General features: G+C 69.0%; 27 protein-coding genes. 11 read left to right on the forward strand and 16 right to left on the reverse strand.

Annotation, left to right across the window (positions count from 1 at the left end; genetic code table 11):
- The first annotated feature begins 51 nt into the window (after positions 1 to 51).
- Positions 52 to 1005, forward strand: coding sequence for a D-erythronate dehydrogenase (gene denD / locus MKK49_RS20145; protein ID WP_244031575.1), 954 nt, complete (start codon positions 52 to 54; stop codon positions 1003 to 1005).
- Here the strand turns inward: denD and MKK49_RS20150 are convergent, their stop codons facing one another.
- The 9 genes from MKK49_RS20150 to MKK49_RS20190 all read right to left on the reverse strand — a co-directional run bounded on the left by MKK49_RS20150 (position 1006) and on the right by MKK49_RS20190 (position 10231).
- Positions 1006 to 1977, reverse strand: coding sequence for a type II secretion system F family protein (locus MKK49_RS20150; protein WP_244031576.1), 972 nt, complete (start codon positions 1975 to 1977; stop codon positions 1006 to 1008).
- 136 nt (positions 1978 to 2113) lie between these two features.
- The gene (locus MKK49_RS20155; protein WP_244031578.1) at positions 2114 to 3082 is read right to left on the reverse strand and encodes a type II secretion system F family protein; all 969 of its coding nucleotides are present in this window, start codon (positions 3080 to 3082) and stop codon (positions 2114 to 2116) included.
- Positions 3083 to 3113: 31 nt separating this feature from the next.
- On the reverse strand, positions 3114 to 4562 hold the full coding sequence (locus tag MKK49_RS20160; RefSeq protein ID WP_244031580.1) for a CpaF family protein: 1449 nt from the start codon (positions 4560 to 4562) through the stop codon (positions 3114 to 3116).
- 33 nt (positions 4563 to 4595) lie between these two features.
- Positions 4596 to 5840, reverse strand: a complete 1245-nt coding sequence (locus MKK49_RS20165) for a CpaE family protein (RefSeq protein WP_244031582.1) — start codon at positions 5838 to 5840, stop codon at positions 4596 to 4598.
- A 126-nt stretch (positions 5841 to 5966) separates the two neighbouring features.
- Positions 5967 to 6725 carry a CpaD family pilus assembly protein gene (locus MKK49_RS20170; RefSeq protein ID WP_244031584.1) on the reverse strand — a complete coding sequence of 253 codons (759 nt, stop codon included), beginning with the start codon at positions 6723 to 6725 and terminating at the stop codon, positions 5967 to 5969.
- Positions 6726 to 6775: 50 nt separating this feature from the next.
- Positions 6776 to 8296, reverse strand: a complete 1521-nt coding sequence (locus MKK49_RS20175) for a type II and III secretion system protein family protein (protein ID WP_244031585.1) — start codon at positions 8294 to 8296, stop codon at positions 6776 to 6778.
- Between the two features lie 35 nt (positions 8297 to 8331).
- Complete coding sequence (cpaB, locus tag MKK49_RS20180; protein WP_244031587.1) at positions 8332 to 9138, reverse strand: Flp pilus assembly protein CpaB; 807 nt, start codon at positions 9136 to 9138, stop codon at positions 8332 to 8334.
- A gap of 272 nt (positions 9139 to 9410) precedes the next feature.
- Positions 9411 to 9929, reverse strand: a complete 519-nt coding sequence (locus tag MKK49_RS20185) for a prepilin peptidase (RefSeq protein WP_244031588.1) — start codon at positions 9927 to 9929, stop codon at positions 9411 to 9413.
- Between the two features lie 134 nt (positions 9930 to 10063).
- Positions 10064 to 10231 carry a Flp family type IVb pilin gene (locus tag MKK49_RS20190; RefSeq protein WP_244031589.1) on the reverse strand — a complete coding sequence of 56 codons (168 nt, stop codon included), beginning with the start codon at positions 10229 to 10231 and terminating at the stop codon, positions 10064 to 10066.
- 550 nt (positions 10232 to 10781) lie between these two features.
- Here MKK49_RS20190 and MKK49_RS20195 point away from each other — a divergent pair.
- The 9 genes from MKK49_RS20195 to MKK49_RS20235 all read left to right on the forward strand — a co-directional run bounded on the left by MKK49_RS20195 (position 10782) and on the right by MKK49_RS20235 (position 16633).
- Positions 10782 to 11273 carry a pilus assembly protein N-terminal domain-containing protein gene (locus MKK49_RS20195; protein WP_244031590.1) on the forward strand — a complete coding sequence of 164 codons (492 nt, stop codon included), beginning with the start codon at positions 10782 to 10784 and terminating at the stop codon, positions 11271 to 11273.
- 435 nt (positions 11274 to 11708) lie between these two features.
- Positions 11709 to 12395, forward strand: a complete 687-nt coding sequence (locus MKK49_RS20200; RefSeq protein WP_244031591.1) for a 50S ribosomal protein L25/general stress protein Ctc — start codon at positions 11709 to 11711, stop codon at positions 12393 to 12395.
- 102 nt (positions 12396 to 12497) lie between these two features.
- Positions 12498 to 13121, forward strand: a complete 624-nt coding sequence (gene pth, locus MKK49_RS20205) for an aminoacyl-tRNA hydrolase (protein WP_244031592.1) — start codon at positions 12498 to 12500, stop codon at positions 13119 to 13121.
- 65 nt (positions 13122 to 13186) lie between these two features.
- Positions 13187 to 13420, forward strand: coding sequence for a hypothetical protein (locus MKK49_RS20210; protein ID WP_244031593.1), 234 nt, complete (start codon positions 13187 to 13189; stop codon positions 13418 to 13420).
- Positions 13410 to 13859: a PIN domain-containing protein gene (locus MKK49_RS20215; protein WP_279595662.1), complete on the forward strand. Its 450-nt coding sequence runs from the start codon at positions 13410 to 13412 to the stop codon at positions 13857 to 13859. Before MKK49_RS20210 ends, MKK49_RS20215 begins: the two co-directional genes overlap by 11 nt.
- Before the next feature lie 10 nt (positions 13860 to 13869).
- Positions 13870 to 14967: a redox-regulated ATPase YchF gene (ychF, locus tag MKK49_RS20220; protein ID WP_244031596.1), complete on the forward strand. Its 1098-nt coding sequence runs from the start codon at positions 13870 to 13872 to the stop codon at positions 14965 to 14967.
- 8 nt (positions 14968 to 14975) lie between these two features.
- Positions 14976 to 15971, forward strand: coding sequence for a MaoC family dehydratase (locus MKK49_RS20225; RefSeq protein ID WP_244031597.1), 996 nt, complete (start codon positions 14976 to 14978; stop codon positions 15969 to 15971).
- An 87-nt stretch (positions 15972 to 16058) separates the two neighbouring features.
- The gene (locus MKK49_RS20230; protein ID WP_244031598.1) at positions 16059 to 16283 is read left to right on the forward strand and encodes an antitoxin MazE-like protein; all 225 of its coding nucleotides are present in this window, start codon (positions 16059 to 16061) and stop codon (positions 16281 to 16283) included.
- Positions 16280 to 16633, forward strand: coding sequence for a type II toxin-antitoxin system PemK/MazF family toxin (locus MKK49_RS20235; RefSeq protein WP_244031599.1), 354 nt, complete (start codon positions 16280 to 16282; stop codon positions 16631 to 16633). Before MKK49_RS20230 ends, MKK49_RS20235 begins: the two co-directional genes overlap by 4 nt.
- A gap of 22 nt (positions 16634 to 16655) precedes the next feature.
- Here the strand turns inward: MKK49_RS20235 and mtnA are convergent, their stop codons facing one another.
- From mtnA to trmD, 4 genes are all read right to left on the reverse strand, one after another.
- A complete protein-coding gene (gene mtnA, locus MKK49_RS20240) occupies positions 16656 to 17753 on the reverse strand; it encodes an S-methyl-5-thioribose-1-phosphate isomerase (RefSeq protein WP_244031600.1) in 1098 nt (365 codons plus the stop codon).
- 122 nt (positions 17754 to 17875) lie between these two features.
- Complete coding sequence (gene serA, locus MKK49_RS20245; RefSeq protein ID WP_244031603.1) at positions 17876 to 19468, reverse strand: phosphoglycerate dehydrogenase; 1593 nt, start codon at positions 19466 to 19468, stop codon at positions 17876 to 17878.
- A 310-nt stretch (positions 19469 to 19778) separates the two neighbouring features.
- Positions 19779 to 20945, reverse strand: a complete 1167-nt coding sequence (locus MKK49_RS20250; protein WP_244031605.1) for a phosphoserine transaminase — start codon at positions 20943 to 20945, stop codon at positions 19779 to 19781.
- A 170-nt stretch (positions 20946 to 21115) separates the two neighbouring features.
- Entirely contained in the window at positions 21116 to 21808 is a 693-nt protein-coding gene (gene trmD, locus MKK49_RS20255; RefSeq protein ID WP_244031606.1) for a tRNA (guanosine(37)-N1)-methyltransferase TrmD, read from the reverse strand.
- 85 nt (positions 21809 to 21893) lie between these two features.
- Here trmD and MKK49_RS20260 point away from each other — a divergent pair, with 85 nt between their 5' ends.
- Entirely contained in the window at positions 21894 to 22628 is a 735-nt protein-coding gene (locus MKK49_RS20260) for a class I SAM-dependent methyltransferase (protein ID WP_409565114.1), read from the forward strand.
- A gap of 582 nt (positions 22629 to 23210) precedes the next feature.
- On the opposite strand, the gene MKK49_RS20265 is transcribed toward MKK49_RS20260, so the two are convergent.
- From MKK49_RS20265 to rpsP, 3 genes are all read right to left on the reverse strand, one after another.
- Positions 23211 to 24203: a catalase family peroxidase gene (locus MKK49_RS20265; RefSeq protein ID WP_244031608.1), complete on the reverse strand. Its 993-nt coding sequence runs from the start codon at positions 24201 to 24203 to the stop codon at positions 23211 to 23213.
- 227 nt (positions 24204 to 24430) lie between these two features.
- Complete coding sequence (rimM, locus tag MKK49_RS20270; RefSeq protein ID WP_409565111.1) at positions 24431 to 25117, reverse strand: ribosome maturation factor RimM; 687 nt, start codon at positions 25115 to 25117, stop codon at positions 24431 to 24433.
- Positions 25118 to 25128: 11 nt separating this feature from the next.
- Positions 25129 to 25491, reverse strand: coding sequence for a 30S ribosomal protein S16 (rpsP, locus tag MKK49_RS20275; RefSeq protein ID WP_244031609.1), 363 nt, complete (start codon positions 25489 to 25491; stop codon positions 25129 to 25131).
- Positions 25492 to 25494: the final 3 nt, after the last annotated feature.

Genomic DNA, 25494 nt, shown 5'->3' on the forward strand with positions numbered 1-25494 from the left:
GCGATCGAACGAATTTCAGTTGACCTCCAGCGATTGTGAAAGGAACGCCCCATGCACGCCCTGATCCTCGGCGCTGCCGGCATGATCGGCCGCCGCCTCACCGCCGCCCTGGTGTCGGAAGGTCGCTTCGACGCCCTGACCCTCGTCGATATCGCCGCCCCCGAAGCACCGGCGGACTTCGCCGGGCAGGTCCATCGGGCCGGCCTCGACCTGTCGGCCCCGGGTGGCGCAGAGGCTGCCGTCGCCGGCCGCCCGGACGTGATCTTCCACCTCGCCGCCATTGTCTCGGGCGAGGCCGAGGCCGATCTCGAGAAGGGCTACCGGGTCAACCTCGACGGCACCCGGCTCCTCCTCGACGCCGTCCGGCGCGTCGGCGACGGCTACCGTCCCCGCGTGGTGTTCACCTCGTCGCTCGCCGTGTTCGGTCCGCCCCTGCCGGGCGTGATTCCCGACGACATGATCCTGACCCCGGCGACCTCCTACGGCACGCAGAAGGCCATGGGCGAGCTGCTGCTGTCGGATTACAGCCGGCGCGGGATCGTCGACGGCATCGGCCTGCGCCTGCCGACCATTTGCGTCCGACCGGGGCTGCCCAACCGCGCGGCCTCGGGCTTCTTCTCCGGCATTATCCGCGAGCCGCTGGCTGGCAAGGAGGCGGTCCTGCCGGTGCCCGACACCGTGCGGCACTGGTTCGCGAGCCCGCGCGCGGCCACGAATTTCCTGCTGCACGCCGCGCGGATCGATCTTTCGGCCTTGGGCACAAGCCGCAACCTGACGATGCCGGGCCTGTCCGTCACCGTGGCGGAAGCGATCGAGGCCCTGCGCCGGGCTGCCGGGGACCGCGCCGTCGCGCTGATCCGGCGCGAGCCCGATACGGCGATCCGCGCCATCGTGGAGACCTGGCCCGAGGCTTTCGCCACCGAGCGCGCCCTGGCCCTGGGCTTTTCCGGCGACACCTCGTTCGACGACCTCGTCGCCCTGCACATCGCCGAGACCGGGCTCTGACTACTTGAACACCTGGATCATCGCCGGGGTGAGGATCACGACGAACAGCACCGGCAGGAAGAACAGGATCATCGGCACGGTGAGCTTGGGCGGCAGGGCGGCGGCCTTCTTCTCGGCCTCGTTCATCCGGGTGTCGCGGCTCTCCTGGGAGAGCACCCGCAGGGCCTGGCCGACGGGCGTGCCGTAGCGCTCGGCCTGGATCAGGGCGGTGGTCACCGCCTTCACCGGGTCGAGGCCCGTGCGGGTGGCCAGATTTTCGAAGGCGAGGCGCCGGTCGGGCAGGAACGACAGCTCGGCCGTCATCACCGCCAGTTCCTCGGCGAGCACGATGGACTGGGTCGCGATCTCCGTGCTCACCCGCCGGAAGGCGTGCTCGACCGACATGCCGGATTCGACGCAGATCAGGCTGAGATCGAGGGCGTCGGGCCAGGCCTTGCGGATCTCGGTCTGGCGCTTCTTGGTGGCGTTAAGGAGGTAGAGTTCGGGCGCCTTGATCCCGAGAAGCACGGCCGCGATCACCATCATGGCGCGGATCGCCACGGGCTGGTCGATCACCTTGAGGACGAAGAGATACAGGATCGCCGCCGCCAGCATGGCGATGGGGCTCACCATGCGGAAGAACAGGAACCCGGTCTCGGCACCGGGCGAGCGGTAGCCGGCCATGAGCAGCTGCTGGCGCGCCGTCTCGGTGCCGAGCCAGCGGCTCAGGTTGAACTGCTCCACCACGCGCTTCATGTAGGCTTTCGGCGCCACCCGCAGGGTCGCCTTGGCGGCGCTGTTCGACAGGCGCTCGCGCTCGCGCTGACGCAGTTCCTCGCGCTCCTCGCCGACCATCTTCATGCGCCGGCCGAGTCGGTCCGGCTCGAGGAGCGGCTGGAGCAGGGCGAACGCGGTGGCCGCCGCCGCGATGCCGCTGAGCGCCATGCCGAGGAACCGCGGGTCGGTGAACTTGGTGGCGATGGTGTCCAGCATGGCGGGCTTTCGAAAAGTCGCGCGCGTCACGTACCAAACCCGGTCGATCCCGTCGGGATGGCGGATCTGGGCTTCGCTCGGACGCCGCGCGGGGCTTGTCCGATCCAGCCGCCGCTCCGATCGAGCGGCGGCCGTCTCAGAAGTCGAAGCTGATCATCTTCTTCATGGTGAAGATTCCGATGGACATCCAGATCGCCGAGGCGACGAGGCCGAGCTTGCCGAGATCCGTGGTCCACAGGAGCGAGATGTAGTCGGGGCTGGCGACGTAGGTCAGGGTCGCGACGACGAAGGGCAGGGCCGCGATGATGGCGCCCGACGCCTTGGCCTCCATGCTCATCGCCTGGATCTTGCCGGCCATCTTCTTGCGCTCGCGCAGGACGCGGGAGAGGTTGGAGAGGGCCTCCGACAGGTTGCCGCCGGATTTCGCCTGGATGCCGATGACGATGGCGAAGAAATTCACGTCGGAGACCGGCACCCGCTCGTGCATCGTCACCAGCGCTTCGCCGATCGACAGGCCGAGGGTCTGGGACTCGACCACGATCCGGAACTCGGAGCGGATCGGCTCCTCGGCCTCGCGCGAGATGATGCGGAAGCAGTCGCCCACCGGGATCCCGGCGCGCACGCCGCGGGTGATGATGTCGATGGCGGTGGGCAACTCGGTGATGAAGCGCGCCACACGGCGTTTGCGCATATAGGCGAGGAACCACATCGGCAGGCCGAGGCCGCCGGCGAACACGGCCGCGATCCCCGCCGGGACGCTGCTCGTCCCGAGGTAGATCACGGCGCCGGCGAGGAAGGCCAGCAGGCCGGAGACGACGTAGTACTTCTCCCTGGTCCAGCTCAGGCCGGCGCGGGCGATCTTGAGTTCCAGGCTGACGCGGGTGCCGGCCTTCTTCGCCTCGATCTCCTTGAGGCTCTTGGCCACCTGCTCGCGGCGGCTGGTGGTCACGGCGCGCGCATGGCCCGACGACGTGGCGACGCTGACAGCCTTGCGGCGCTGGCTCACGCGCTTCTCGCCGGTCAGGAGCGGCGTGAGCACGACCCAGGCGACGGCGCCGGCGGCGAGGGCCGCGAGTCCGGCGGCCAGCGGCAGGTTGGCGCTCATGGCGCGCCCTGCACGGGCGGGGACGGGGCGGTCACAGGTCGCGCTCCTCCAGGACGGCGGCGGCGTCGAGGGCCGCGGCCAGGGCCTTCTCCTCGCCGTAGTAGCGCGCCCGCTCCCAGAAGCGCGGGCGGCCGATGCCGGTGGAGCGGTGGCGCCCGATGAGCTTGCCGTTCTGATCCTCGCCGAGGATGTCGTAGAGGAACAGGTCCTGGGTGATGATGACGTCGCCCTCCATCCCCATCACCTCGGTGATGTGGGTGATGCGCCGCGAGCCGTCGCGCAGGCGGGTCGCCTGGACGATGATGTCGATGGAGCCGCAGATCATCTCCCGCAGGGTGCGCGACGGCAGGGTGAATCCGCCCATGGTGATCATCGATTCGAGGCGGCTCAGGGCCTCGCGCGGTGAGTTGGCGTGGAGCGTCCCCATGGAGCCGTCATGGCCGGTGTTCATGGCCTGGAGGAGATCGAACGCCTCCGGGCCGCGGACCTCGCCGACGATGATCCGCTCGGGCCGCATGCGCAGGCAGTTCTTGACGAGGTCGCGCATGGTGACCTGGCCCGAGCCCTCCATGTTGGGCGGCCGGGTCTCGAGGCGCACCACGTGGGCCTGCTGGAGCTGCAGTTCGGCCGCGTCCTCGCAGGTGATGATGCGCTCGTCGTGGTCGATGTAGGCAGTGAGGCAGTTCAGCAGCGTGGTCTTGCCCGAGCCGGTGCCGCCCGAGATGACGACGTTGCAGCGCACCCGGCCGATGATCTGCAGGATGCGCGCGCCCTCCGGTGAGATCGCCCCGAAGGTGACGAGCTGGTCGAGGGTGAGCTTGTCCTTCTTGAACTTGCGGATGGTCAGCACCGGGCCGTCGATGGCGAGCGGCGGCGCGATGATGTTGACGCGCGATCCGTCGGGCAGGCGCGCGTCGCAGATCGGCGAGGCCTCGTCGACGCGTCGCCCCACCTGGCTGACGATGCGCTGGCAGATGTTCATGAGTTGCTGGTTGTCGCGGAACCGCACGCCCGTGAGCTGGATCTTGCCGCCGACCTCGATGAAGGCCCGGTTGGCGCCGTTGACCATGATGTCGGCGATGTCGTCGCGCATCAGCAGCGGCTCGAGGGGGCCGTAGCCGAGGACGTCGTTGCAGATGTCGTCGAGCAGGTCCTCCTGCTCGTTGATGGACAGGACGATGTTCTTGAGGCCGATGATCTCCGAGACGATGTCGCGGATTTCCTCGCGGGCGGATTCCGCGTCGAGGCGGGCGAGCTGCGCCAGGTCGATGGCCTCGATCAGCGCGCCGAAGATCATGCTCTTCGTGCGGAAGTAATCCTCGGACTTGGCCGCCTCCACCACGGGCTGGACGGGTTTCGGCGCCTCGACGCGCGTGCGGGCCGCCGGCTCCTCGAAGACGGGCTGCGGGGTCGCCGGGCGCGGAGCGAGGTGCATCGGGGCGACCTGCACGGCCGCGGCACCCTGTCGCCTACCGAACATGGCGCGTTCCTGCGGTGGGGTGGGTCGCGCGCATCACGAGGCCTTGCGACGCTGGAGCCGGGACAGGAGCGGCTCCAGGAGGGTGTTGCGCGGCCGCCGCGTCTCGGGACGCCCGATGAGGGTGGCGGCGATGTCCGAGAGCACGTCCGTGGCCTTGGCCCCGGCCTGCACCTCGGCGATCATCTGCCCGTTGTTCGCCGCCGTACCGAACAGGGCCGGATCGAACGGCAGGCTCGCGGTGATCGTGATGTCGAGGGCCTTGCCGAACTCGGCCACGCTGATCTCCGGGCGCTTCGCCATGCCGACGCCGTTCAGCACCACGCGGGCCTTGCGGTCGTTGGGCCGGTTCTGCTGCAGCATCGTCAGCATGTTCTTGGTGTTGCGGAGGGAAGCGAGCTCGGGCGCGCTGACGATCAGGATCTCGTCGGCCGAAACGAGGAGGCGCTTCGTCCAGGCGGACCAGACATGGGGCACGTCGAGGACGACGCACGGGACCGTGCCGCGCAGGAGGTCGATGACGGCGTCGAGGGCGGGTTCGGACAGGTCGATGGTCCGGTCAAGGGTCGCGGGCGCGGCGAGCAGGCTGAGGTTGTCGCTGCACTTCGACAGGAGGCGGTCGAGGAGGTTGGCGTCGAGGCGCTCGGGCGCGAACACCGCCTCGGCGATGCCCTGGGGCGGGTCCTGGTTGAAGTTCAGGCTCGCGGTGCCGAAGGCGATGTCGAGGTCGGCGATGACGGTCGCGGTGTCCTGCTCCCGGGCGATGGTCCAGGCGAGGTTGTGGGCGAGGGTGGAGGCCCCGACGCCGCCCTTGGCGCCCACCACCGCGATGGTGCGGCCGACGGGCTTGGCGCCCGGGGCGGTGAACAGGTCCGACACCGCCTGGATCAGCGCGATGGAATCGACGGGCGCCATGAGGTACTCGCTCACCCCGCGCTGGATGAACTGCCGGTAGAGCATCACGTCGTTGATGTGGCCGATGACGATGACCTTGGTGCCGGCGTCGCAGACCTCCGCCAGGGAATCGAGGCACTCGATGGGGCGCGATTTCGCCCCTTGCGTCTCGATGACGATGACGTTCGGGGTCGGCGCGTGGCGATACGCCTCGACGGCGGCGGCCCCACCGCCCATCTGCACCTTCACGTGCGCCTTCTGCATGCGCCGGTCGGAGCTCGCGGCCTCGATCACGGCCGCCGTGTCCTGGGTCTCGCAGAAGGCCTGGATCGTGATCCGCGGCACCGGGGCGATGAGGCGCTCGGGTGTCTGGTTCGGGTCGACCATGGCTCTCGTTCCGGTTGAAGTTGCCCCCGAGGGGGCTCTGGGGCTCGCGGTCTTCGTTCGGGGCGCCGATCCCCGGCGCAACTTCCCCGGAGAGTGCCCCGGGAGGGGCACACGCCCGGAGAAATCCTACTGGGAGAGCTGTGATTTCACGTCGGCCTTGCCATCCTGGCGCCAGGGAATTGACGGATCATTTCCGTTGCGCACTTTCTCGATGTTCTTCGTGCGCCGGATGGTGTCGATCCGGCCCTCGGGACGGCCGCGAACGAGGTCGATGGGATCGGCGACCTGGGCGGCGATGTTCGTCTGCGTGGCGCAGCCGAGGTTCCAGTGGGGCTCGTTGCGCCCACTGAAGGCGGCGTCGCCGACGCCGAGATCCTGCGGCCACAGCCCGCACTGGCTCGCGACCTTGGCCTCCATGCGTTGGAAGCTCAGGCGCAGGGGGGCGACCAGGTTCGGGCTCGTCGCGAGGTAGTTCGTCACCACGAACTGGCCCGGCCCAACGCCACTCTCCGCGCCCATCCGGCGGATCGCCGCGCCGGTGCGCTCGACGGCGGCGCCCACGGCCGGGGCCACGCCGCGCGGCATGTCGAGGACCAGGGTGCCACGGCCGTAGCGGCGGAACTCGAGGAGGAACGCGTCGATGTCGGCGGCCTGGCGCGGGTCGATATGACCGGTGCCGGTGACGAAGACGTCGAGGCTGCGCGAGGCGTCCGTGAGGGCGATGGGGTGCCGGGCCCGGTAGTCGATGGGATAGAGCGAGCCCGTCGTCGCCGGGGCGCGGGTCTGGCACGCGCCGAGGAGCGCCGTCAGGGCGGCGAGCGCGGCCAGGGTCCTGGGCGAGAGGATCTTGGGCGCCAGGATCTTCGGCGAGGGGGACGGGAGCATGGAAGGGGTCCTGGCGGAACGGGGGCCGGGTCTGTGACGGGTCGGGCGGTTCAGTCGGTGATGAAGCCGACGCGACCGCGATAGGCCGGGCCCAGCGGGCTGGCGCCCGCGACCCCGTAGAGGCGGTTGAGGCGGCCGAGCAGGATGCCCTGCGCGTCCTGGGCGTCGACGAAGCCGTCGTCGGGCCGCGCCGGCTGGCGCGCCTCCATCGGCTTGGCGATGTAGGGGGTGACCATGATCATCAGCTCGGTCTCCTGGCGCTGGTAGTCGCGCGACCGGAACAGGGCGCCGATGATCGGCAGGTTGACGAGCCCCGGCAGGCCCGAGATGGTGGCCTTGTTGCGCTGCTGGATCAGGCCGGCGGTCATCATGCTGGCGCCGGAGGCGAGCTCGACGGTGGTCTCCGAGGTGCGCACGGTGAAGCCCGGCACAGCAATGTTGGAATTGCCCTGGCTGATATTGATGGAATTCTGCTGGTCGACCTCGGTCACGTCGGTGCCGACGCGGATCGAGATCCGGTTCTCGGCCAGGACCACGGGCGTGAACGTCAAGCTGACGCCGTAGGGCTTGAACGCGATGGAGGGGGTACAGATCTGGGTCGTGCCACTGCCTTGCACGCAGGCGAGGGTCGATGGCACCGGAATCTGGCCACCCGCAGTGAACTTCGCCGACTCACCGGAAATCGCCGTGAGGGTGGGTTCGGCGAGCACGCGGGAAACGCCCGCCTGCTCGAATGCCTTGAGCGTCGCCGACAGACTGGCACCGCCCGTCCCATTGACGGTGCCGGTCAGGGCGTTTCCGCTTGGGAACGAGCCGCCATTGAGGGCCAGAGGCGCCGTGTTGACGAGGTTCAGGCCCGACCAGTTGCCGCTGATGTTGATGCCGAACTGCTTCAGCACCGTGCGGGCGACCTCGACCACGGTGACGCGCAGCATCACCTGATCGCGGCCCCGGATGGTGATGTTGTTGATCACCGTGCCCCGGGTCGGGGTGCTGCCGGCGGCAGCACCCGCCGCCGCGCTGCCCGCCCCGGCGGAGCCGGACTGGCCGACGAAGGCGTTGGCGATGTCGATGGCCTGCGACGCTTCCGCCGCCGAGTTGACGCTGCCCGACAGGATGATCGAGCTGCCGGCCGTGCGGATGTCGAACCGGGCGCCCGCGATGCTCTGGGTCAGGATCTGGCGCAGGGCGCCGAGCTGGAGGTCGCGCGCCACGGTGACGTCGAGGGCGGTGATCTGGCGGCCCTCGCCGTCCATGATGAAGATCGAGGTCGCCCCGTCCTCCATGCCGATGACGAAGACCTTGCGGGTCGATCGCACGACGGCGTTGGCGACCTTCGGGTTGGCGACGAAGACCTCCTTGGCGTCGCGCGGCAGGTCGATGACGATGGAGCGACCCATGGTCAGTTCGATCTTGCGCGAGGTCGCCGCTTCGTTCGAGCCGACGGCGAGCACCGGCGCGGGGGCGAGTTCGGCCAGGGGCCGGGCCGCGACGGGACCGGCGAGGAGGCATGCGCCCAGGCCCAGGAGGGCGCGCAGGTGTCGGGTGCCGCTCCGGGATCGGATGGTCATGGTTGAAACCCCTGTCATCGCGTTCGCCGGAGCCATCAGCGCCGCGACTGTTGCTTGGAGACGCCGAAACGAACCACCGTGACGCCCGCATCGGCCCGGATCTCGGGCGCCGCGTCCGGGGTGCGCCCGGCATCGGCGAGGCTGCGCAGGGACAGGGAGAGCTGGCCGACCTTCTGGGCCAGGGTCACGATCTCGGCCTGCGCCGGGGTGAGGGCCAGGGTCGCGGTCTCGCCGGTGACGACGTTGCTGCCGTTCTTCTCCTGCACGATCTGACCGACGGCGAGCACGCGGATATCCGTGAGGATCGTCTCCGAGACCTGGGTCTCGGTGCCGCCCGCCTGCATGGCCTCCTCGTCGCGGTAGGTCCGGATGAGATCGACGTGGTCGTTGGGCAGGATGAAGCCGCCGGCGGAACTCGATCCGCGCGTGTCGGTGACGATGGCCACGGCGCGCATGCCGGCGGGAAGGATCGCGGCCATGAAGCCCCCGTCCGGACGCGCGAGCTTCTGCGGCCGGATCGGCTCTCCGGCGAGGAAGCCCGACCGGGCGATGGAGCCGGTGATATCCTCCAGGCCCTTGGGCTGATTGGTCCGGGTGATGTAGCCGGGGGTGATCGCCTGATCGGGCCAGGGCTGCCAGCGCAGGTCCGCCACCTGGAGGCTCTGCCCCATGGGCAGCTCCGCGGCGGCCACGAGGACATCCGTGGTCGGCAGGACCGGCGGCGGCGGCGGGGCCGCCGTCATGACGGGAGCCGGGGGTTTGTCGTCGCCGCTCATCAGGAAGGCGGCGAGGCCGCCGGTAACCAGGGCGATGGCGAGGACGGCAAGGCGGGCGGGTTTCATTGCCGGGGATGAACCTGTGGGACGGCCAAGTGCCGCGCCCGATCAGCATGCCGCCGGATTCCTCAAATTAGGGTTAAGGCTTTGTGACGAATTGCAGGGTCCGCGCCCCGCTCCGTCCTATCGTCCGCCCCTTGGCCCAGGCAGGGGCGCCGGGCGAATCCGGACTCAGACCAGATTCGATTGATCCCCTCGGGATGGCGGATCTGGGCTTCGCTCAAGCGCCGTGGGGGCTTGGCCGAAACGGCCGCCGCTTCGAGCGAACGGAGGCCGTCTCAGAGGCCGAGCGCCCGCGCCCAGATCGCCGTCTCGGGCAGGACCATCACCGCCGCGAAGGCGAGGGCGATGCCGTAGGGAACGCCCGTGCGGTTGTCGTGGAGGTGCAGCAGGAACGGCACCCGGGACAGGGACGGCCCGACAAACACCGGCAGGGGCTGCGAGCGCAGGGCCAGGATCGCCAGGGTGAGGAAGCCGCCGGCCAGGGCCGCGAGGGTGAGGTAGTCGAGGAGGTGGTCGAACCCGATCCACAGGGCGGTGCCCGCGGCGAGCTTGGCATCGCCGCCACCGATATGTCCGAGGGCGAACAGGGTGAAGGTGACGGCCAGAACGAGGGCACCGGCCCCGGCATGCGACGCGATCTCGGTCCAGCCGAAGCCGAAGCTCGCGGCGAGAACGGCGAAACCGACCGTGAGGGCGAGGGTGATCCGGTTCGGGATCAGCATCGTCAGCAGGTCGTTGACGGCGGCGTAGACCATCAGGAACGGGAAGACGATCAGAACGCTCAGGGCACCCACGGCGGAATCTCCAAATGAAAGGAGACGCGATGCAACATGCGCGTCCCCTTTGGTTCCGCATTTCAAGAAACGTTCGAAGAACTCGGGGTCCGCAACGCCTGAAAGCGTTGCAGCCCAGTGAACTCGAGTTGTTATTATTGCGGAAGAGCGTTGGTGATCTTGGTGAAGGTGCCCTTGATGTTCGTCGACAGCGAGTTCAGGGACGCGATGATCGCCACGGCGATGAGGGCCGCGATCAGGCCGTACTCGATGGCGGTGGCGCCGGACTCGTCGGAGGCAAAACGCTTGAAGAGGTTCGTCATGACGTAGGATCCTTGTTCGACCGGTGGAATTCGGGTGCCGTCGAAGATCGTCACGTTTCGTCCGGCGACATGGGAGAGATTGCCCGGTCCGCGTTGCAATTCAGTTAAATGCGATGCTGAAACCCCGGGTCATCGGCTCCGTTTTCGGCATGGTAAAAACGGCATGAAGACCAGCCCGTCGCGGGCTCATGAATTGGGGCCGGGACGTCATGCCCGGGGCCGTGCTCGTCTTTCGCCGATGCCTGCCCTCGACTCCGCGTCTCGGATTCCGGGCCGGTTCACGCCGCCGGCAGATCCGCGCGGCGCCAGAGCGAAGCCGACATCCGCATCGCGGCGCGATCGCGTGACCAGCGTGAGGGAAACGCGTCTGAAGTGCCTCGCGAAACGCCTGACCATCGCCGGGTCTCGCCTCGAGCGCCACGGCCCGGCGGGAGCTTTGCAAGAGACACTTAGGCCGCTGTTTACCATTGCCGTGCTTGGGTTCGGATGACGTCGACGGCGGCCGACCGTCGTCCCAGCCCGCGCGGGTCCACAGGCACGAGTAATTCCCATGGACGAGCGGAACGCATCTTCCCGGAACGCCGACCGAGCCGCGGGGCTACTCCTCGCCGCGTTCATCCTCTGCGGAGGCGTCGCGCCGGGACGGGCTCAGGAGCAGCCCCCCACCGTCGTCGCCGTGACGGTGGATAACGCCAAGGTCATCCGCCTGCCCGAGAGCACCCAGACGGTCATCGTCGGCAATCCGATCATCGCCGACGTGTCCCTGCAGAAGAACGGCGTCCTCATCCTCACGGGCAAGAGCTTCGGCTCGACCAACCTCATCGCCCTCGACCGGGGCGGCAACATGCTGGCGGAATCGACCATCCGGGTTCAGGCGCCCCAGGCCGCCGTCGTGACGGTGCAGCGCGGCCTGGAGCGCGAGTCGTACTCGTGCACGCCCAATTGCCAGCCCTCGGTCCAGCTCGGCGATTCGAGCCGCTACTTCGGCGAGGTCAGCGGGCAGGCCGAGTCCCGCCGCGCCATGGCGGTGGGGGGCAAGTAGGCCCGTCCCCACTGTGGGTCGGATGGTGCGGTTGGAGGCGCCGCCCAGACCCTCGCGCCAGGATGCCATCGACAGCCCTGAACACGGCGAGGCGCCATGGGGTGACATGGTCGGCGCCCGCCCGGTCTTCGGCCTGGCCCGATGGGGATCGGGCATGAATCGGCCGGGATCGCGGCCGAGTATCTCGCTCACCCTGATGGCGGTGTTGGAGAAGCAATAGGGACGATGCTCGACGCGTCGGCTCCCTGCTTTCCCCGTCGATCCGGCGGCGAGCGTTGCGGGTCCTTGATCGCGCGGAGACCGCACGCTATAGGCAATCCGCGCCCGCCAGACACCCTTGGAGGCACGGGCGCGAATCGGGGTTCGGTGTGGCCGTCCGTTTCGGGCGGCCTTTCCTCGTTCCCCGGCTTGTTTTAATCTTTGAAGGATCACGCCATGAGCGCAGTCAAGACGCTTGAGGCCGTGGCACGCGACCGGGTCGGCAAGGGGGCCGCCCGGGCCGTTCGTCGCCAGGGCCAAGTTCCCGCCGTCATCTACGGCGGCGGCCAGGCCCCGCAGGCCATCGCCATCGACCTCATCCGCACCCGCACCCTGATCTACGCCGGTGGTTTCAAGACCACGCTGTTCGAGATCAACGCCGGCGGCAAGAAGACCCGCGCGATCCCGCGCGACTTCCAGCTCGACCCGGTCAACGGCGTGCCGCTGCATGTCGACTTCCTGCGCGTCGTCGCCGGCCAGTCCATCACCGTCGAGGTGCCGGTGCACTTCATCCACGACGAGGCGGCCCCCGGCATCAAGCAGCGCGGCGGCACCCTCAACATCGTGCTTCACACCCTGGCCCTCGAAGTCGCCCCCGACGCGATCCCGGAGGCCATCGAGATCGACCTCACCGGCCGCGAGATCGGCGACATCATCCACATCACCGACGTGAAGCTGCCCGCGGGCGCCACCTTCACCGGCGAGCCGGATGCCACCGTCGCCAACATCGTGCCGCCGACGGTGCTCGGCGCCGAGGTGGAGGCCGAGGAGGCCGCCATCGCCGAGGCCCAGTCGGCCGAGGCCGCCGACGAGAAGATCGAGGAGGCCGCCGAGGCGTCCGAGGACGAGAAGAAGGAGGACTGAGATCGGGGGTCTTCCCAGGTTTCACGTCCTTGAGAATGCCCCGGCCGCCAAGCCGGGGCATTCCTGTTTCCAGGCCCGTCTTCTGGCAGGAATGTTCGCGCCATGCGCCTGATCGTCGGCCTCGGCAATCCGGGCTCCCGCTACGCCCGCAACCGCCACAACATCGGCTTCCTGGCCGTCGACGAGATCGCGCGCGTCCACCGCGCCGGGCCTTGGCGGAAGAAGTTCCAGGGCGAGATCGCCGAAGTGGCGCTGGGCCTCGAGCGGGCGATCCTCCTGAAGCCCCAGACCTTCATGAACGAATCCGGCCGCTCCGTCTCGGAGGCGCAGCGCTTCTGCAAGATCGCCCTCGCCGACGTGATCGTACTGCACGACGAACTCGACCTCGCACCGGCCAAGCTCCGGGTGAAGCTCGGGGGCGGCAATGCCGGGCATAACGGCCTGCGCTCGATCACGGCGCAGTGCGGCAACGACTATCGCCGGGTCCGCCTCGGCATCGGGCATCCCGGCGACAAGGCCCTGGTCCACGCCTACGTGCTCAACGATTTCGGCAAGGACGAGGGCGCTTGGGTCGAGGACCTCGACCGCGCCATCGCCAACCACATCGCCCTCCTGGCGGCCGGCGAGGATGCGAGCTTCCAGAACAAGGTCCACCTCGCCATGGCGGACCGGGGCTGGGACGACGTCAAGGGCGTCGGCGAGCGGGCCGGCTCGGGCAAGGCCTGAGACGAGCCCTGAGAATTGACACGAAAACACGGGAACACGATATCTAAGACAACCCGGAGGCCGCGATGAAGAACGTGACCGTGACCATGAGCGAGGCGCTGTTGCAGCGGGCGCGAGTCGCGGCCGCGCGGGACGGCAAGAGCCTGTCGAAATTCGTCGCCGAGGCGGTGGAACAGCGGGTGGGCCGGCCACTCACACAGCGCGAGGCCCTCGACATCTTCCTCTCCGGGCCGCCGCTTCACGTCCTGGATGAGAACGGGAAGGCTCCGACCACGGCGCAGCTGTACGATGACGACTGAACGAGTTTTCGTCGATACGAACGTGCTTCTCTACGCCCGCGACGATCGTTACCCCGACAAGCAGAAGGCGGCGGCGCATTGGCTCGCGGCCCTGGCGCATCGCGAGGCCCTGATCGTCAGTCCGCAGATCCTCGGCGAATTCCACAACGCGATCCTGCGGGGCAAGGTCGGCGTGGACGAGGCGGAGATGCGGCGGGTGATTGCCGCGCTACAGCCCTTCTCGCATGGCACCACCGATCTCGAACTCATCGCGCAGGCGTGGACGATCCGGAAGGAGACCGCCTTCCAATGGTGGGACTGCGTGATCCTCGCCGCCGCGATCCGAGCCGGATGCCGCTATCTCCTGTCGGAGGATTACCAGCACGGCAGGACGGTCCGCGGCACGACCATACTCAACCCTTTCACCGTCGGCCCCGAGGCCGTCATGACCGAGCATTAGGACTGACACCATGGGCTTCAAATGCGGCATCGTCGGCCTGCCGAACGTCGGCAAGTCGACCCTCTTCAACGCGCTGACGCAGACGGCGGCGGCGCAGGCGGCGAACTATCCGTTCTGCACCATCGAGCCGAATGTCGGCGAGGTGGCGGTGCCGGATGCGCGCCTCGACGATCTTGCGAAGATCGCCGCCTCGAAGGAGATCATCCCGACGCGACTGACCTTCGTGGACATCGCCGGCCTCGTGCGCGGCGCCTCGAAGGGCGAGGGTCTGGGCAACCAGTTCCTCGCCAACATCCGCGAGGTCGATGCCATCGCCCACGTGGTGCGGTGCTTCACCGACGGCGACGTGACCCATGTCGAGGGCAAGGTCGATCCGAAGGCCGACATCGAGACCATCGAGACCGAGCTGATGCTCGCCGACCTCGACAGCCTGGAGAAGCGCCTCTTCGCCCTGGAGAAGAAGGCCAAGGGCGCCGACAAGGAGGCCAAGGAAGCCCTCGACCTCGTCAACCGTGCCCTGCCGCTCCTGCGCGAGGGCAAGCCGGCCCGCCTCGTCCCGCGCAAGCCCGAGGAGGAGGCCCTGTTCCAGACGCTGGGCCTGATGACCGCCAAGCCCGTCCTCTACGTCTGCAACGTCGACGAGGGCGACGCCGACAAGGGCAACGCCTATTCCGAGGCCGTGATGGCGCAGGCGAAGGCCGAGGGCGCCAAGGCCGTGGTGGTCTCGGCCAAGATCGAGAGCGAGATCGCGGTGATGCCCCCGGCCGACCAGGGCGATTTCCTCGAGGCCGTGGGTTTAGCCGAACCCGGTCTCAACCGCGTCATCCGCGCCGGATACGAGCTTCTCGGCCTCATCACCTACTTCACGGTGGGCCCGAAGGAGGCCCGTGCCTGGACGATCGAGAAGGGCACCCGGGCGCCCGCCGCCGCCGGCGTGATCCACACGGATTTCGAAAAAGGCTTCATCCGCGCCGAGACCATCGCGTTCGCCGACTACACCGCGCTCAAGGGCGAGAGCGGCGCCAAGGAGGCCGGCAAGTTCCGGCTCGAGGGCAAGGAGTACGTGGTCCAGGACGGCGACGTGCTGCACTTCCGCTTCGCCAACTGAGTGCGCCCATGACCGGCATCGCCTTCGAGGATTTCACCCCCGCCACCGTCATCGAGGGCGGGCCGATCACCGTGACGCGCGACGAGCTCGTCGCCTTCGCGAAGGAATTCGATCCGCAGCCGTTCCACCTCGACGAGGCGGCGGCGGAGGCGACCTTCGTCGGCCACCTCATCGGCTCGGGCTGGCAGAGCGCCGGCTTCGGCATGCGGCTCCTGCAGCAGCATGTCTTTCGAGGCGCCACCTCCATGGGTTCGCCCGGGGTGATGCAGCTGCGCTGGCTGCGCCCGGTGGTGCCCGACGACACGCTCCGCATCTCCGTGAAGGTCGAGAGTTGCCGGGTCTCGAACACGAAGCCCGATCGCGGTTTCGTCCGCTTCGCCATGACCCTGCTCAACGGCCGCGACGAGGCGGTGATGACCCAGGCCTTCTCGGTGATGTTCCCGCGCCGGGACGCGGCGCCGCTGCCGCCCCGCGCCGTCGAACTCAGCGATCCCGTGCCGATCACCGAGGGTAGCGACGCCGAACTCCTGCTGTTCCTGAAGGATGCGGTCATCGGCGCCCCGCGCGACCTCGGCCGCCACGTCTTCACCCCCGAGGGCATCACCGCCTTCGCCCGGGCCTACGATCCCCAGAGTTTCCACCTCGACGCGGAGGCCGCGCGAAAGAGCCATTTCGGGGCGCTGTGCGCGTCGGGCTGGCACACGGCGGCCGTGTGGATGAAGCGGCTTCACATCACCCGCGCGCGCGACATCGCGCTCACCGCGGCCTCGGGCGCCGTGCCGCAGCTCGGGCCGTCGCCGGGGTTTCGCGACATGCGCTGGCTCGCCCCGGTCTATGCCGGCGACACCCTGCGCTACACCTGCGCGCTCACCGAGAAGCGCCAGTCGACCTCGCGTCCGGGCTGGGGCGTCGCCACCCACCACAACGAGGCCGTGAACCAGCACGGCACGAAGGTTTTCGAATTCACCGGGTCGGTGTTCTGGCAGTGGGAGCGGGCGCACTGATCGACCGGCCCGTACCGTATCTCAGCGCGCGCCTTGGCATTCAGGACGAGACATCGCACATTCAGGTCTTACCGAAGGAGATCGATCTTGAGCGCTCCGTCGAAGACTGAACGTCCCACGGAGACGATCCGGGAGCGCCATGACCGGTTGCGCGGTCAGGGCTTACGGCCCGTGCGCATCTGGGTCCCAGATCCGAATGCGGCGTCCTTCGCCGCCGAAGCCCATCGGCAGTCCGCCGCCGTTGCGGCGAGTGCTCAGTCCGACGATGATCAGGACTTCATCGACGCGGTATCACGCCGGGATGATGCGTGAAGCGCGGTGAGATCTGGACCGTATCGGGCGGTAAGAATTACGCCGGAAAGCCGCGACCCGTCGTTATTATCCAGGACGATCGTTTCGACGCGACTGACTCCATCACCATTTGCGCTCTGACCACGGACGCGATCGACGCACCACTGATGCGTCTTTTGGTGACGCCCAACGATCGCAATGGACTCCGCGCCATATCCCGCCTGATGGTCGATAAAGTTACGACCGTTCCGGAATCGAAGCTTGGACGAAAGCTCGGCTCGCTCGATGTCGCGGATAGCATCCGGCTCGATCGTGCGATCGTCGTGTTCCTCGGCCTGACGCTTGCGCATCAGACCGAAACTGCAAACTGATCCAGTAAGTACGCAAGCTTTCCTACGCCGCCGCCCGCCGCTCCGGGTACAGCGACAGCAACCCATCCGCGCTCGCCGTGGCGACGCCGCGCTCGGTGATGATGCCCGTCACCAGCCGGGCCGGGGTCACGTCGAAGGCCGGGTTGGCGACGGGAGAGCCGGGCGAGACGACCTCGATGGTGGCGAAGGCGCCGTCGGGCAGGCGGCCGGTAAGGTGCGAGACCTCGCGGCCGTCGCGCTCCTCGATGGGAATCTGCGCGACGCCGTCGTCGAGGGTCCAGTCGATGGTCGAGAACGGCAGGGCGGCGTAGAACGGCACCCGGTTGTCGGACGCCGCCAGGGCCTTGAGGTAGGTGCCGATCTTGTTGCAGACGTCGCCCGAGGCCGTGGTGCGGTCGGAGCCGACGATGCAGAGGTCGATGCGGCCGTGCTGCATGAGGTGGCCGCCGGCATTGTCACTGATCACCGTGTGCGGCACGCCGTGGGCGTTGAGCTCGAAGGCGGTGAGCGCCGCGCCCTGGTTGCGCGGCCGGGTCTCGTCCACGAAGACGTGGACCGGCACGCCGGCATCGTGGGCGACGTAGATGGGCGCCAGCGCCGTGCCCCAATCGACGGTGGCGAGCCAGCCGGCGTTGCAATGGGTCAGCACGTTGACGGTCCGGCCGGTCTCGGCATGCCGATCGGCCAGGATCTTTGCACCGTGCACGCCGATGGCGTGGCAGCTCTCCACGTCCTCGTCGGCGATGCGCCCGGCCTCGGCGAAGGCGAAGGCCGCGCGCTCGGGGATCGGCACCGCACGCAGCTTGGCCGCGACCCGGTCCAGGGCCCAGCGCAGGTTGATCGCCGTGGGACGGGTGTCGGCCAAAAACTCCACCGCCCGCTCAATGCCGGCATCGGACGAATCCTCGGCCAAACCGAGCGCCAGGCCGTAGGCCGCCGCGACGCCGATGAGGGGGGCGCCGCGCACAACCATGGTGCGGATGGCGGTGCCCGCCTCGTGCATGGAGCGCAAGCGCTTCAGCTCGAACGCGAAGGGCAGGCGGGTCTGGTCGATGACCTGCACGGAGACGCCGTCGGCATCGGGGAAGATGGTGCGGTAGGGCTGGCCGTCGATCTTCATGGCGGGTTGCGTCCGAGAGGGGAGGGGCCGGGCGGGTGGCCGAGCCTTTACGTCAGAACGCCTTGGGGAGGCCAGCTTCTTGCGGGGCGCCCGAGATCACCGGGCGCCCCGCCTTAGGTCGTCTAGAAACTCACCGCCCGCACCCGGCGCACCTGCGGGATCGCGTCGATCTGCTTCAGCACCGCCTCGGAGACCGGCGCATCCACGGCGCACAGGCAGATGGCGCTGCCGCCCTCTTCCTCGCGGCCGAGGTTGAACGTGCCGACGTTGACGTTGGCCTCGCCCAGGATCGTGCCGAGCCGCCCGATGAAGCCCGGCTTGTCATGGTTGCGCACGTAGAGCATGTGGCGCGCGAAGGCCGCGTCGATGGCGATGGAGCGGATCTCGATGACGCGGGGCTTGCCGTCGTGGAACACCGTGCCGGCGGCGTCGCGCGGCATGTCCTCGGCGTCGACCGTGATGCGGATCACCGATTCGAAGTCGGTGACCGCCCCCTCGCGCTTGATCTCGTCGACGACGATACCGCGCTCCCGGGCAAGTGCGGGGGCCGAGACCATGTTGATGTCCTGCAGGAACGGGCGCAGCACGCCGGTGATCGCCGCCGAAGTCAGGGCGCGGGTGTTCATGGAGGCCACCGCCCCCTCATAGGTGATGCGGATGCCCTTGATCGGCGCCTCGGTGAGCTGGCCGAGGAACGAGCCGAGCTTCTCCGCCAAAGCCACGAAGGGCTTCAGGCGCGGCGCCTCGTCGGCGGAGATGGAGGGAAAGTTGATGGCGTTGGTGATGGCGCCCTGAAGCAGGTAGTCGGACATCTGCTCGGCCACCTGCAGGGCGACGTTCTCCTGCGCCTCGTTGGTGGAGGCGCCGAGATGCGGCGTGCAGATGACGTTCGGGTGCCCGAACAGCGGGTTCTCCTTGGCCGGCTCGGTGACGAACACGTCCAGCGCCGCGCCCGCCACGTGGCCCGAATCGAGGGCGGCACGCAGGGCGACCTCGTCGACGAGGCCGCCGCGGGCGCAGTTGATGATCCGCACGCCCCGCTTGGTCTTGGCCAGCGCCTCGGCCGACAGGATGTTGCGGGTCTTGTCCGTCATCGGCACGTGGAGCGTGATGATGTCGGCCCGCGCCAGCAGGGCGTCGAGCTCGACCTTCTCGACGCCGATTTCGACGGCGCGCTCGGGCGACAGGTAGGGGTCGTAGGCCACGACCTTGAGCTTGAGGCCGATGGCCCGGTCGGCCACGATGGCGCCGATGTTGCCGCAGCCGATGACGCCCAAGGTCTTCGCCGTCAGCTCGACGCCCATGAAGCGGTTCTTCTCCCACTTGCCGGCCTGCGTCGAGGCATCGGCCTGGGGCAGCTGCCGGGCCAGCGCGAACATCAGCGCGATGGCGTGCTCGGCGGTGGTGATGGAATTGCCGAACGGCGTGTTCATCACGATGATGCCGCGCGCGGTCGCGGCCGCCACGTCGACGTTGTCGACGCCGATGCCGGCCCGGCCGATCACCTTGAGGCGGCCCGCCTCGGCGATGACCTTGCTGGTGACCTTGGAGGCTGAGCGGATGGCAAGACCGTCGTAGTGTCCGACGATGGCCGCGAAGGCCTCCTTGTCCTTGCCGAGGTCGGGAATGAAGTCGACGTCGATGCCGCGATCGCGGAAGATCTGCACGGCCGCGTCGGAGAGGGCGTCGGAAATAAGCACCTTGGGAGCAGCCATGATGGCCTCCGGGATCTTAAGGAAAAGGGGATTTTTCCGGGTGTGAGGCGCAGGGCACATCGCTCCCTCCCTGCGAACGACTGGCTTCCACGGGTCGCGGGAAGCACGAGTCCCCTCTCCTGGAAGGAGAGGGACAGGGTGAGGTGTGCGAGCTTTCCGGAGAGTCCACACACCTCACCCCAACCCTCTCCTTCCAGGAGAGGGAGCCCGCCGTGCCCGACGCAAAACCCTTTGGGTCCTTCTCGGAAACGGCGATCGTGCGGGTGTGTTGGGTCCGGCACCCCTCCCGCACAGGGGAGGGGGTGTGATGCTACGCGGCCTGCGCCAGCTTGGCTTTTTCGGCGGCGTACGCCCAGTCGAGCCACGGCAGGAGCGCCTCGAGATCCGAGGCCTCCACCGTGCCGCCGCACCAGATGCGCAGGCCCGCCGGGGCGTCGCGGTAGGCGCCGATGTCGTAGGCGATCCCCTCGCGGTCGAGGGTCTCAGCAATGCCCTTGGCCACCGCCTCGACGGCCTTGTCGCCCTTCGCCAGCACGTCCGGGTCGGTGATCACGAGGCACACGCCGGTGTTGGTGTAGGTCGCGGCATCCGCGGCCAGATGGCCGATCCAGGGCGTGCGGGCCACCCAGTCGTGGACCACCTTCGTGTTGGCGTCGGCTCGCGCGTAGAGCGCGTCGAGGCCGCCGATGCCCTGCGCCCATTTGAGCGTGTCGAGGTAATCCTCCACCGCCAGCATGGACGGCGTGTTGATGGTGTCGCCCTTGAAGATGCCCTCGATGAGCTTGCCGTCCTTGGCCATGCGGAAGACCTTCGGCACGGGCCAGGCGGGCGTGTTGCCCTCGATGCGCGCGACGGCGCGGGGCGAGAGCACGATCATGCCGTGCGCGGCCTCGCCGCCCATGACCTTCTGCCAGGAAAAAGTCACGACATCGAGCTTGTCCCAGGCGAGCGGCATAGCGAAGGCGGCCGAGGTGGCGTCGCAGATGGTGACGCCCTCGCGGTCGGCCGCGATCCAGTCGCCGTTCGGCACGCGCACGCCGGCGGCGGTGCCGTTCCAGGTGAAGATCACGTCGTTGTGCCGGGTATCGACCGCCGAGAGATCCGGCAGGATGCCGTACTCGCCGACATGGACCTTCGGCGCAATCTTAAGTTCTTTCAGCGCGTCCGTGACCCATTCGAGGCCGAACGCCTCCCAGGCCACGACCTCGACGGTGCGCGTCCCCAGCATCGACCACATCGCCATCTCGACGGCGCCGGTGTCGGAGGCCGGAACGATTCCGATGCGGTAGTCGGCGGGAACCTGCAGCACGTCGCGGGTGAGGTCGATGGCTTCCCTGAGCTTGGCCTTGCCCAGCGCCGAGCGGTGGGAGCGCCCGAGGGCGGCGCCTTCGAGGGCCTGGAGGCTCCAGCCGGGGCGCTTGGTGCAGGGACCGGACGAGAAATTCGGCACGCGGGGGCGCGTGTTGGGTCGGCTCATGATGGTCATCCTTACAGATGAAAGCTCCTCGTTGGGGAGGAGTGTCCCGCCCGGAGCAGTGAACCGCGACCAACCCGAAGGCAAGTTTCTTTTTGTGGAAGTCTGTCGGGTTTCGACGAATGCCGTTTGAGGCAGCCTACAGGTCTCTTCGCCATCCGATCACGACTTGATCACGGCTTTGCCGGATCGAGGAGGTCCGGCCGGCGCTCGCGGGTGAGGCGCAGGGATTCGGCCGCGCGCCACCGCGCGATGGCGCCGTGATTGCCGCCCGTGAGCACGTCCGGGATCGTCCGTCCCTCCCAGTCCCGGGGCCGGGTATAGTGCGGGTATTCGAGGCGACCGCCCTCGAAGCTCTCCTCGACGCCCGAGGCCGCCTTGCCCATGACGCCGGGCAGCAGGCGCACGCAGGCGTCCAATAGGGTGAACGCCGCGATCTCGCCGCCCGAAAGGACGTAGTCGCCGATGGAGACCTCCTCCAGGCCGCGCCCGGCGATGACCCGCTCGTCGACCCCCTCGAACCGGCCGCAGACGACGACGAGTCCCGGCCCCGCGCTCAAGGCCCGCACGCGGGCCTGGGTCAGGGGTCTTCCGCGCGGGCTCATGAGCAGGCGCGGGCGCGGATCGTCGGCCGACGCCGCGGCATCGATGGCCGCCGCGAGCACGTCGCAGCGCAGGACCATGCCGGCGCCGCCCCCCGCCGGGGTGTCGTCGACGGCGCGGTGGCGGCCGAGTCCGTGCTCGCGGATCTGGCGGGCCTCGAGGGCCCAGGTGCCCTGCGCCAGGGCCTCGCCCGAGAGGGAATGGCCCAGGGGCCCGGGAAACATTTCGGGGTAGAGGGTGAGAATCGTGGCGTGCCAGGTCATGATGCTCCATGACGCGGGCCGGGCCGGCGGGTCAACGCGTGGGTGGCGGGCACTTCTCGGGGGCGCCGCCGGTTGTCCCGCCATGATGCGCCTCGCTCCCTTCGTCCTCGCCCTCTTCACCCTGCCGGCGCTCGCGGCCGAGCCCCTCGGGCCGCCGGGCGCCCCGGCCGCCGCATTCCCAAAACCCGACCGGCTGGTGGCGGAGATCATCGCCCCGCTCTGGGCGTTGGAAGGCCAGCGCGACCGGGCCGACGAGGTCGGGCAGGTCGCCCGCTTGATGGGAATCGCGCCGGGCCAGACCGTGGCCGATATCGGCGCCGGCAGCGGCTACTACACCGTGCGGCTGGCCGAACGCGTCGGCCCGCAGGGCCGCATCCTCGCCGAGGACGTGACGCCCTCCTATCTCGCCGATCTCGAGCGCCGGGTGGCGAGCCTTCCCAACGTCACGGTGGTGCGCGGCGAGCCGCATGATCCCCGGCTGCCCGCCGCGTCGGTCGATGCCGCGATCCTCGTCCACATGTATCACGAGATCACCCAGCCCTTCGGTCTGCTCCACAACCTCGCAGCGGCGATGAAGCCGGGCGGCCGGGTCGGCATCGTCGATGCCGATGCGATCCCGTCGCGGCACGGCACGCCGCCGGCCCTACTCCGCTGCGAACTCGCCGCCATGGGCTATCGCGAGACCGGGTTCCAGGTCCTCGACGGGGGCGTCGGCTACCTCGCGATCTTCGAGGCCCCCGCCGTCGCGGCCCGGCCGGAGCCGGCGGCGATCCGGACCTGCCCGGATACGGCGACGCGGGCCGCTCCGATTCGGCGCTAGAGCGAACGGACCGGCTTCCGGCGCCGGTGGGCTGATGGCGGTGGCGGCCGACCCGAGGCACGATCGATCGGGACGTGCCGCCCATGCCCCGCTGCGCGACGCGGTGATGAGCCTGCGCACGGCCCCGTGACCACGACTATGAGTCCGGCGCCCAGCGCGCGCGAAGGCGGTGATGTCGGAGGGGCGGAGCAGGCGTTCAGGATCGCCGGGCCGCCGCAGCTCCTGGAACGCTGCCGAACGGCTCCCGTTGATGAACCGCGGCGACGATCGCAGATCACCGAAATCGGGAGTGGACGCATCATGAGAGCATCCGGACGCGCAATCTATCTCGGCGCGGCCCTTCTCGCGTGTCTCGCGGGACGTGCCGAGGCGGCGGAGGACGGCAGAGCCCCCGCAAAACCGCCGGCGCACGACAAGGCCGGCACATCCACGGGCAGCGTGGGCGCGGGTGGTCTGACCGGCTCGGGCGCAACGAAGGACAGTGCCCGGACCGGGAGTTCGGACACCACCCGTCCCGCCGGATCGTCGAGCCCGGCGGCCGGAACGTCTCGCTAGGCGGGCGACCGTCTCGCCGCCGGGGCTCTACTGCGAGCGCCGGCCGAACGACACGGCGTAGGCCTGGACGCGCGCATCGATGAGGGGGTCGTCCGACACCTCGATGCCGTCGGTGAGCGCGTTCGGCATGAACAGCAGCGCCTTCTCGGCCTCGGCACTGTCCGGCACGGCCTTGGTGACCGTCAGGGTGCCGAGATCGACCGTCGTGCGGCTGTCCGGCCACGGCTTCGTCGCGTCGTTGGTCGGGTCGCCCGCCTCGGCCAGTTGCGCGAGGACCCGGAACGTCGCCGGCTCCTTGGCCACGCGGGGGCCGATCTCGTCCATGAGATAGTTCGGATCGCGCTTGGAGGCCTCGTCGGCCGGGAGGATCTCCTCGCCCTGGACCGGGACGAAGCGGAAGCGGAACGGCTGACGCTTGCCATCCTTGTCCACGAAGACGAAGGCGTTCACACCGTTGTAGGTCTGCCGGGCGAGGCTCGACGGAGTCTTGGCCGTCGCGCCGGCCGTGGCGGCGGCGGGATGGGTGGCGACGAAGCGTTCCAGCGCCGTCGGCTTCTTGGCATCCGGCCCGCTCTCGGACACCGCCTTCAGCAGGTCGCGAAACTCCTCCCCGGTGGCGACCGGGAAATAGGCCAGCGCGTTCACGACGACGTCCATGTCGGAACCGTCGCTCAGCCTGAACTTGAGCGACATGCCGTGGGGATTGGCGTTGGCCGCGCCGTCGGCGATCGTCGGAACGCCGGTCGCGTCGGAGAAGCGGATGGTGACCGGTACGGCCGGTCCGGCGAACAGGGAGGCCTTGCTGATCTTGGCTGCGTCGGCCGAGGGGGTGAAGCTGCCTTGCGTGACCACGCCCTTGGCATGGTTGGCGCGCTTGCCGGGATGCTTTCCGAAGAGGGTGTTCATCACGTCGATGGTCTGCTCGGCCGTCGAGCTGTCCTGGGCCGCGGCGGGAAGGCCCGTGACGAAAGCCAGCGCGACGCCTGCCGCCAGGGTCCGTCCGTATCGTGCGACCAACATCCGTTCTTCTCCGGCAGTGATGCGTCCGTACTATCGGTCGCCTCGGAGAAAGGGAATGCTCGAAATCTACGACCCGCGTCGGCGGTGTGTTTCGCAAATCTCGCGAAAATCTCGGGACAGGCCGAGCGGCGCCATCTGCCGGGGCTGGAAGCTATCTTCGGAGCGGCCGATCCAGAGTTCACCCCCGCGGACGGGCGGGGCGGGTACCGAGTGTCGGATTTCCGCTCCTACACCGGCTCGTCGGGCGGGCGCGGGCCGGCCGGCGCGAACAGGTCGTCGGGGGGATCGATCACCACTCGGCCGCCGGCGATGTCGAGCTCCGGCACGAAGGCCTTGGTGAAGGGCAGGAGGGCCGTGGCGCCCCCCATGGCCGGCTTGATCTCGAGGAGATCGCCGCCGCCGTAATTCGGCACGTCCGCGACGGTGCCGAGATGGGTGCCGGTGGTATCGACGACGTCGAGGCCGACGAGGTCGGCGGTGAAGAACTCGTCTTCCGTCTCGACGGTGCCGAGGCGCTCGCGCGGCAGGTAGAGGGCGAGGCGATTGAGCGCTTCCGCGCCGGTGCGGTCGGCGACACCCTTGACGCGCACCACCAGGAGGTCGGGCGAGGCGCCGCCGGCCCGGCGTACGTCGGTGAATTCGATGCGGCGCCCGTCGGCACCGAGCAGCGGACCGTAGGATGCGATGGCCTGCGGGTCGCCGGTGTAGGATTTCAGGCGGATCTCGCCGGTGAGCCCGTGCGCCCGGCCGAACTCGCCCATCTGGACGAGGCTCGGATCGGTGGCGGGCAGGGGCGCATCGGCGTCGGGCCTCGGCCGGTGGGCCGAAGTCGGGACACTCGTCCCGATGCGTCCGGGACGCGCGCGGCGTCCGCCGTCCCCGTGGGGCGTGTGACCGGGGGGACGGCGGGCCATCGCGATGCGCCTTACGCCGCGGCGTCTTCGGCCGGGGCGGCGGCCTTCTCGGCACGCTTGGCGGCGCGCTCCTTGGCCTTCTCGCCGGGCTCGGCCTTCTGCGGGTTGTTGCGCGCGGGGCGCTTGGCGAGGCCGGCGGCGTCGAGGAAGCGCAGGACGCGGTCGGTGGGCTGGGCGCCCTTGGCGAGCCAGGCCTGGATCTTGTCGGACTCGAGCACGATGCGGGCCGGATCGTCCTTGGCCTTCATGGGATCGTAGACGCCGACCTTCTCGATGAAGCGGCCGTCGCGCGGTGCGCGGGCGTCGGCGACGACGATGCGGTAGTACGGGCGCTTCTTGGCGCCGCCACGGGTGAGACGGATCTTGAGGGACATCTT

The sequence above is a fragment of the Methylobacterium sp. J-090 genome, assembly GCF_022829345.1.
Taxonomy (GTDB): Bacteria; Pseudomonadota; Alphaproteobacteria; order Rhizobiales; family Beijerinckiaceae; genus Methylobacterium.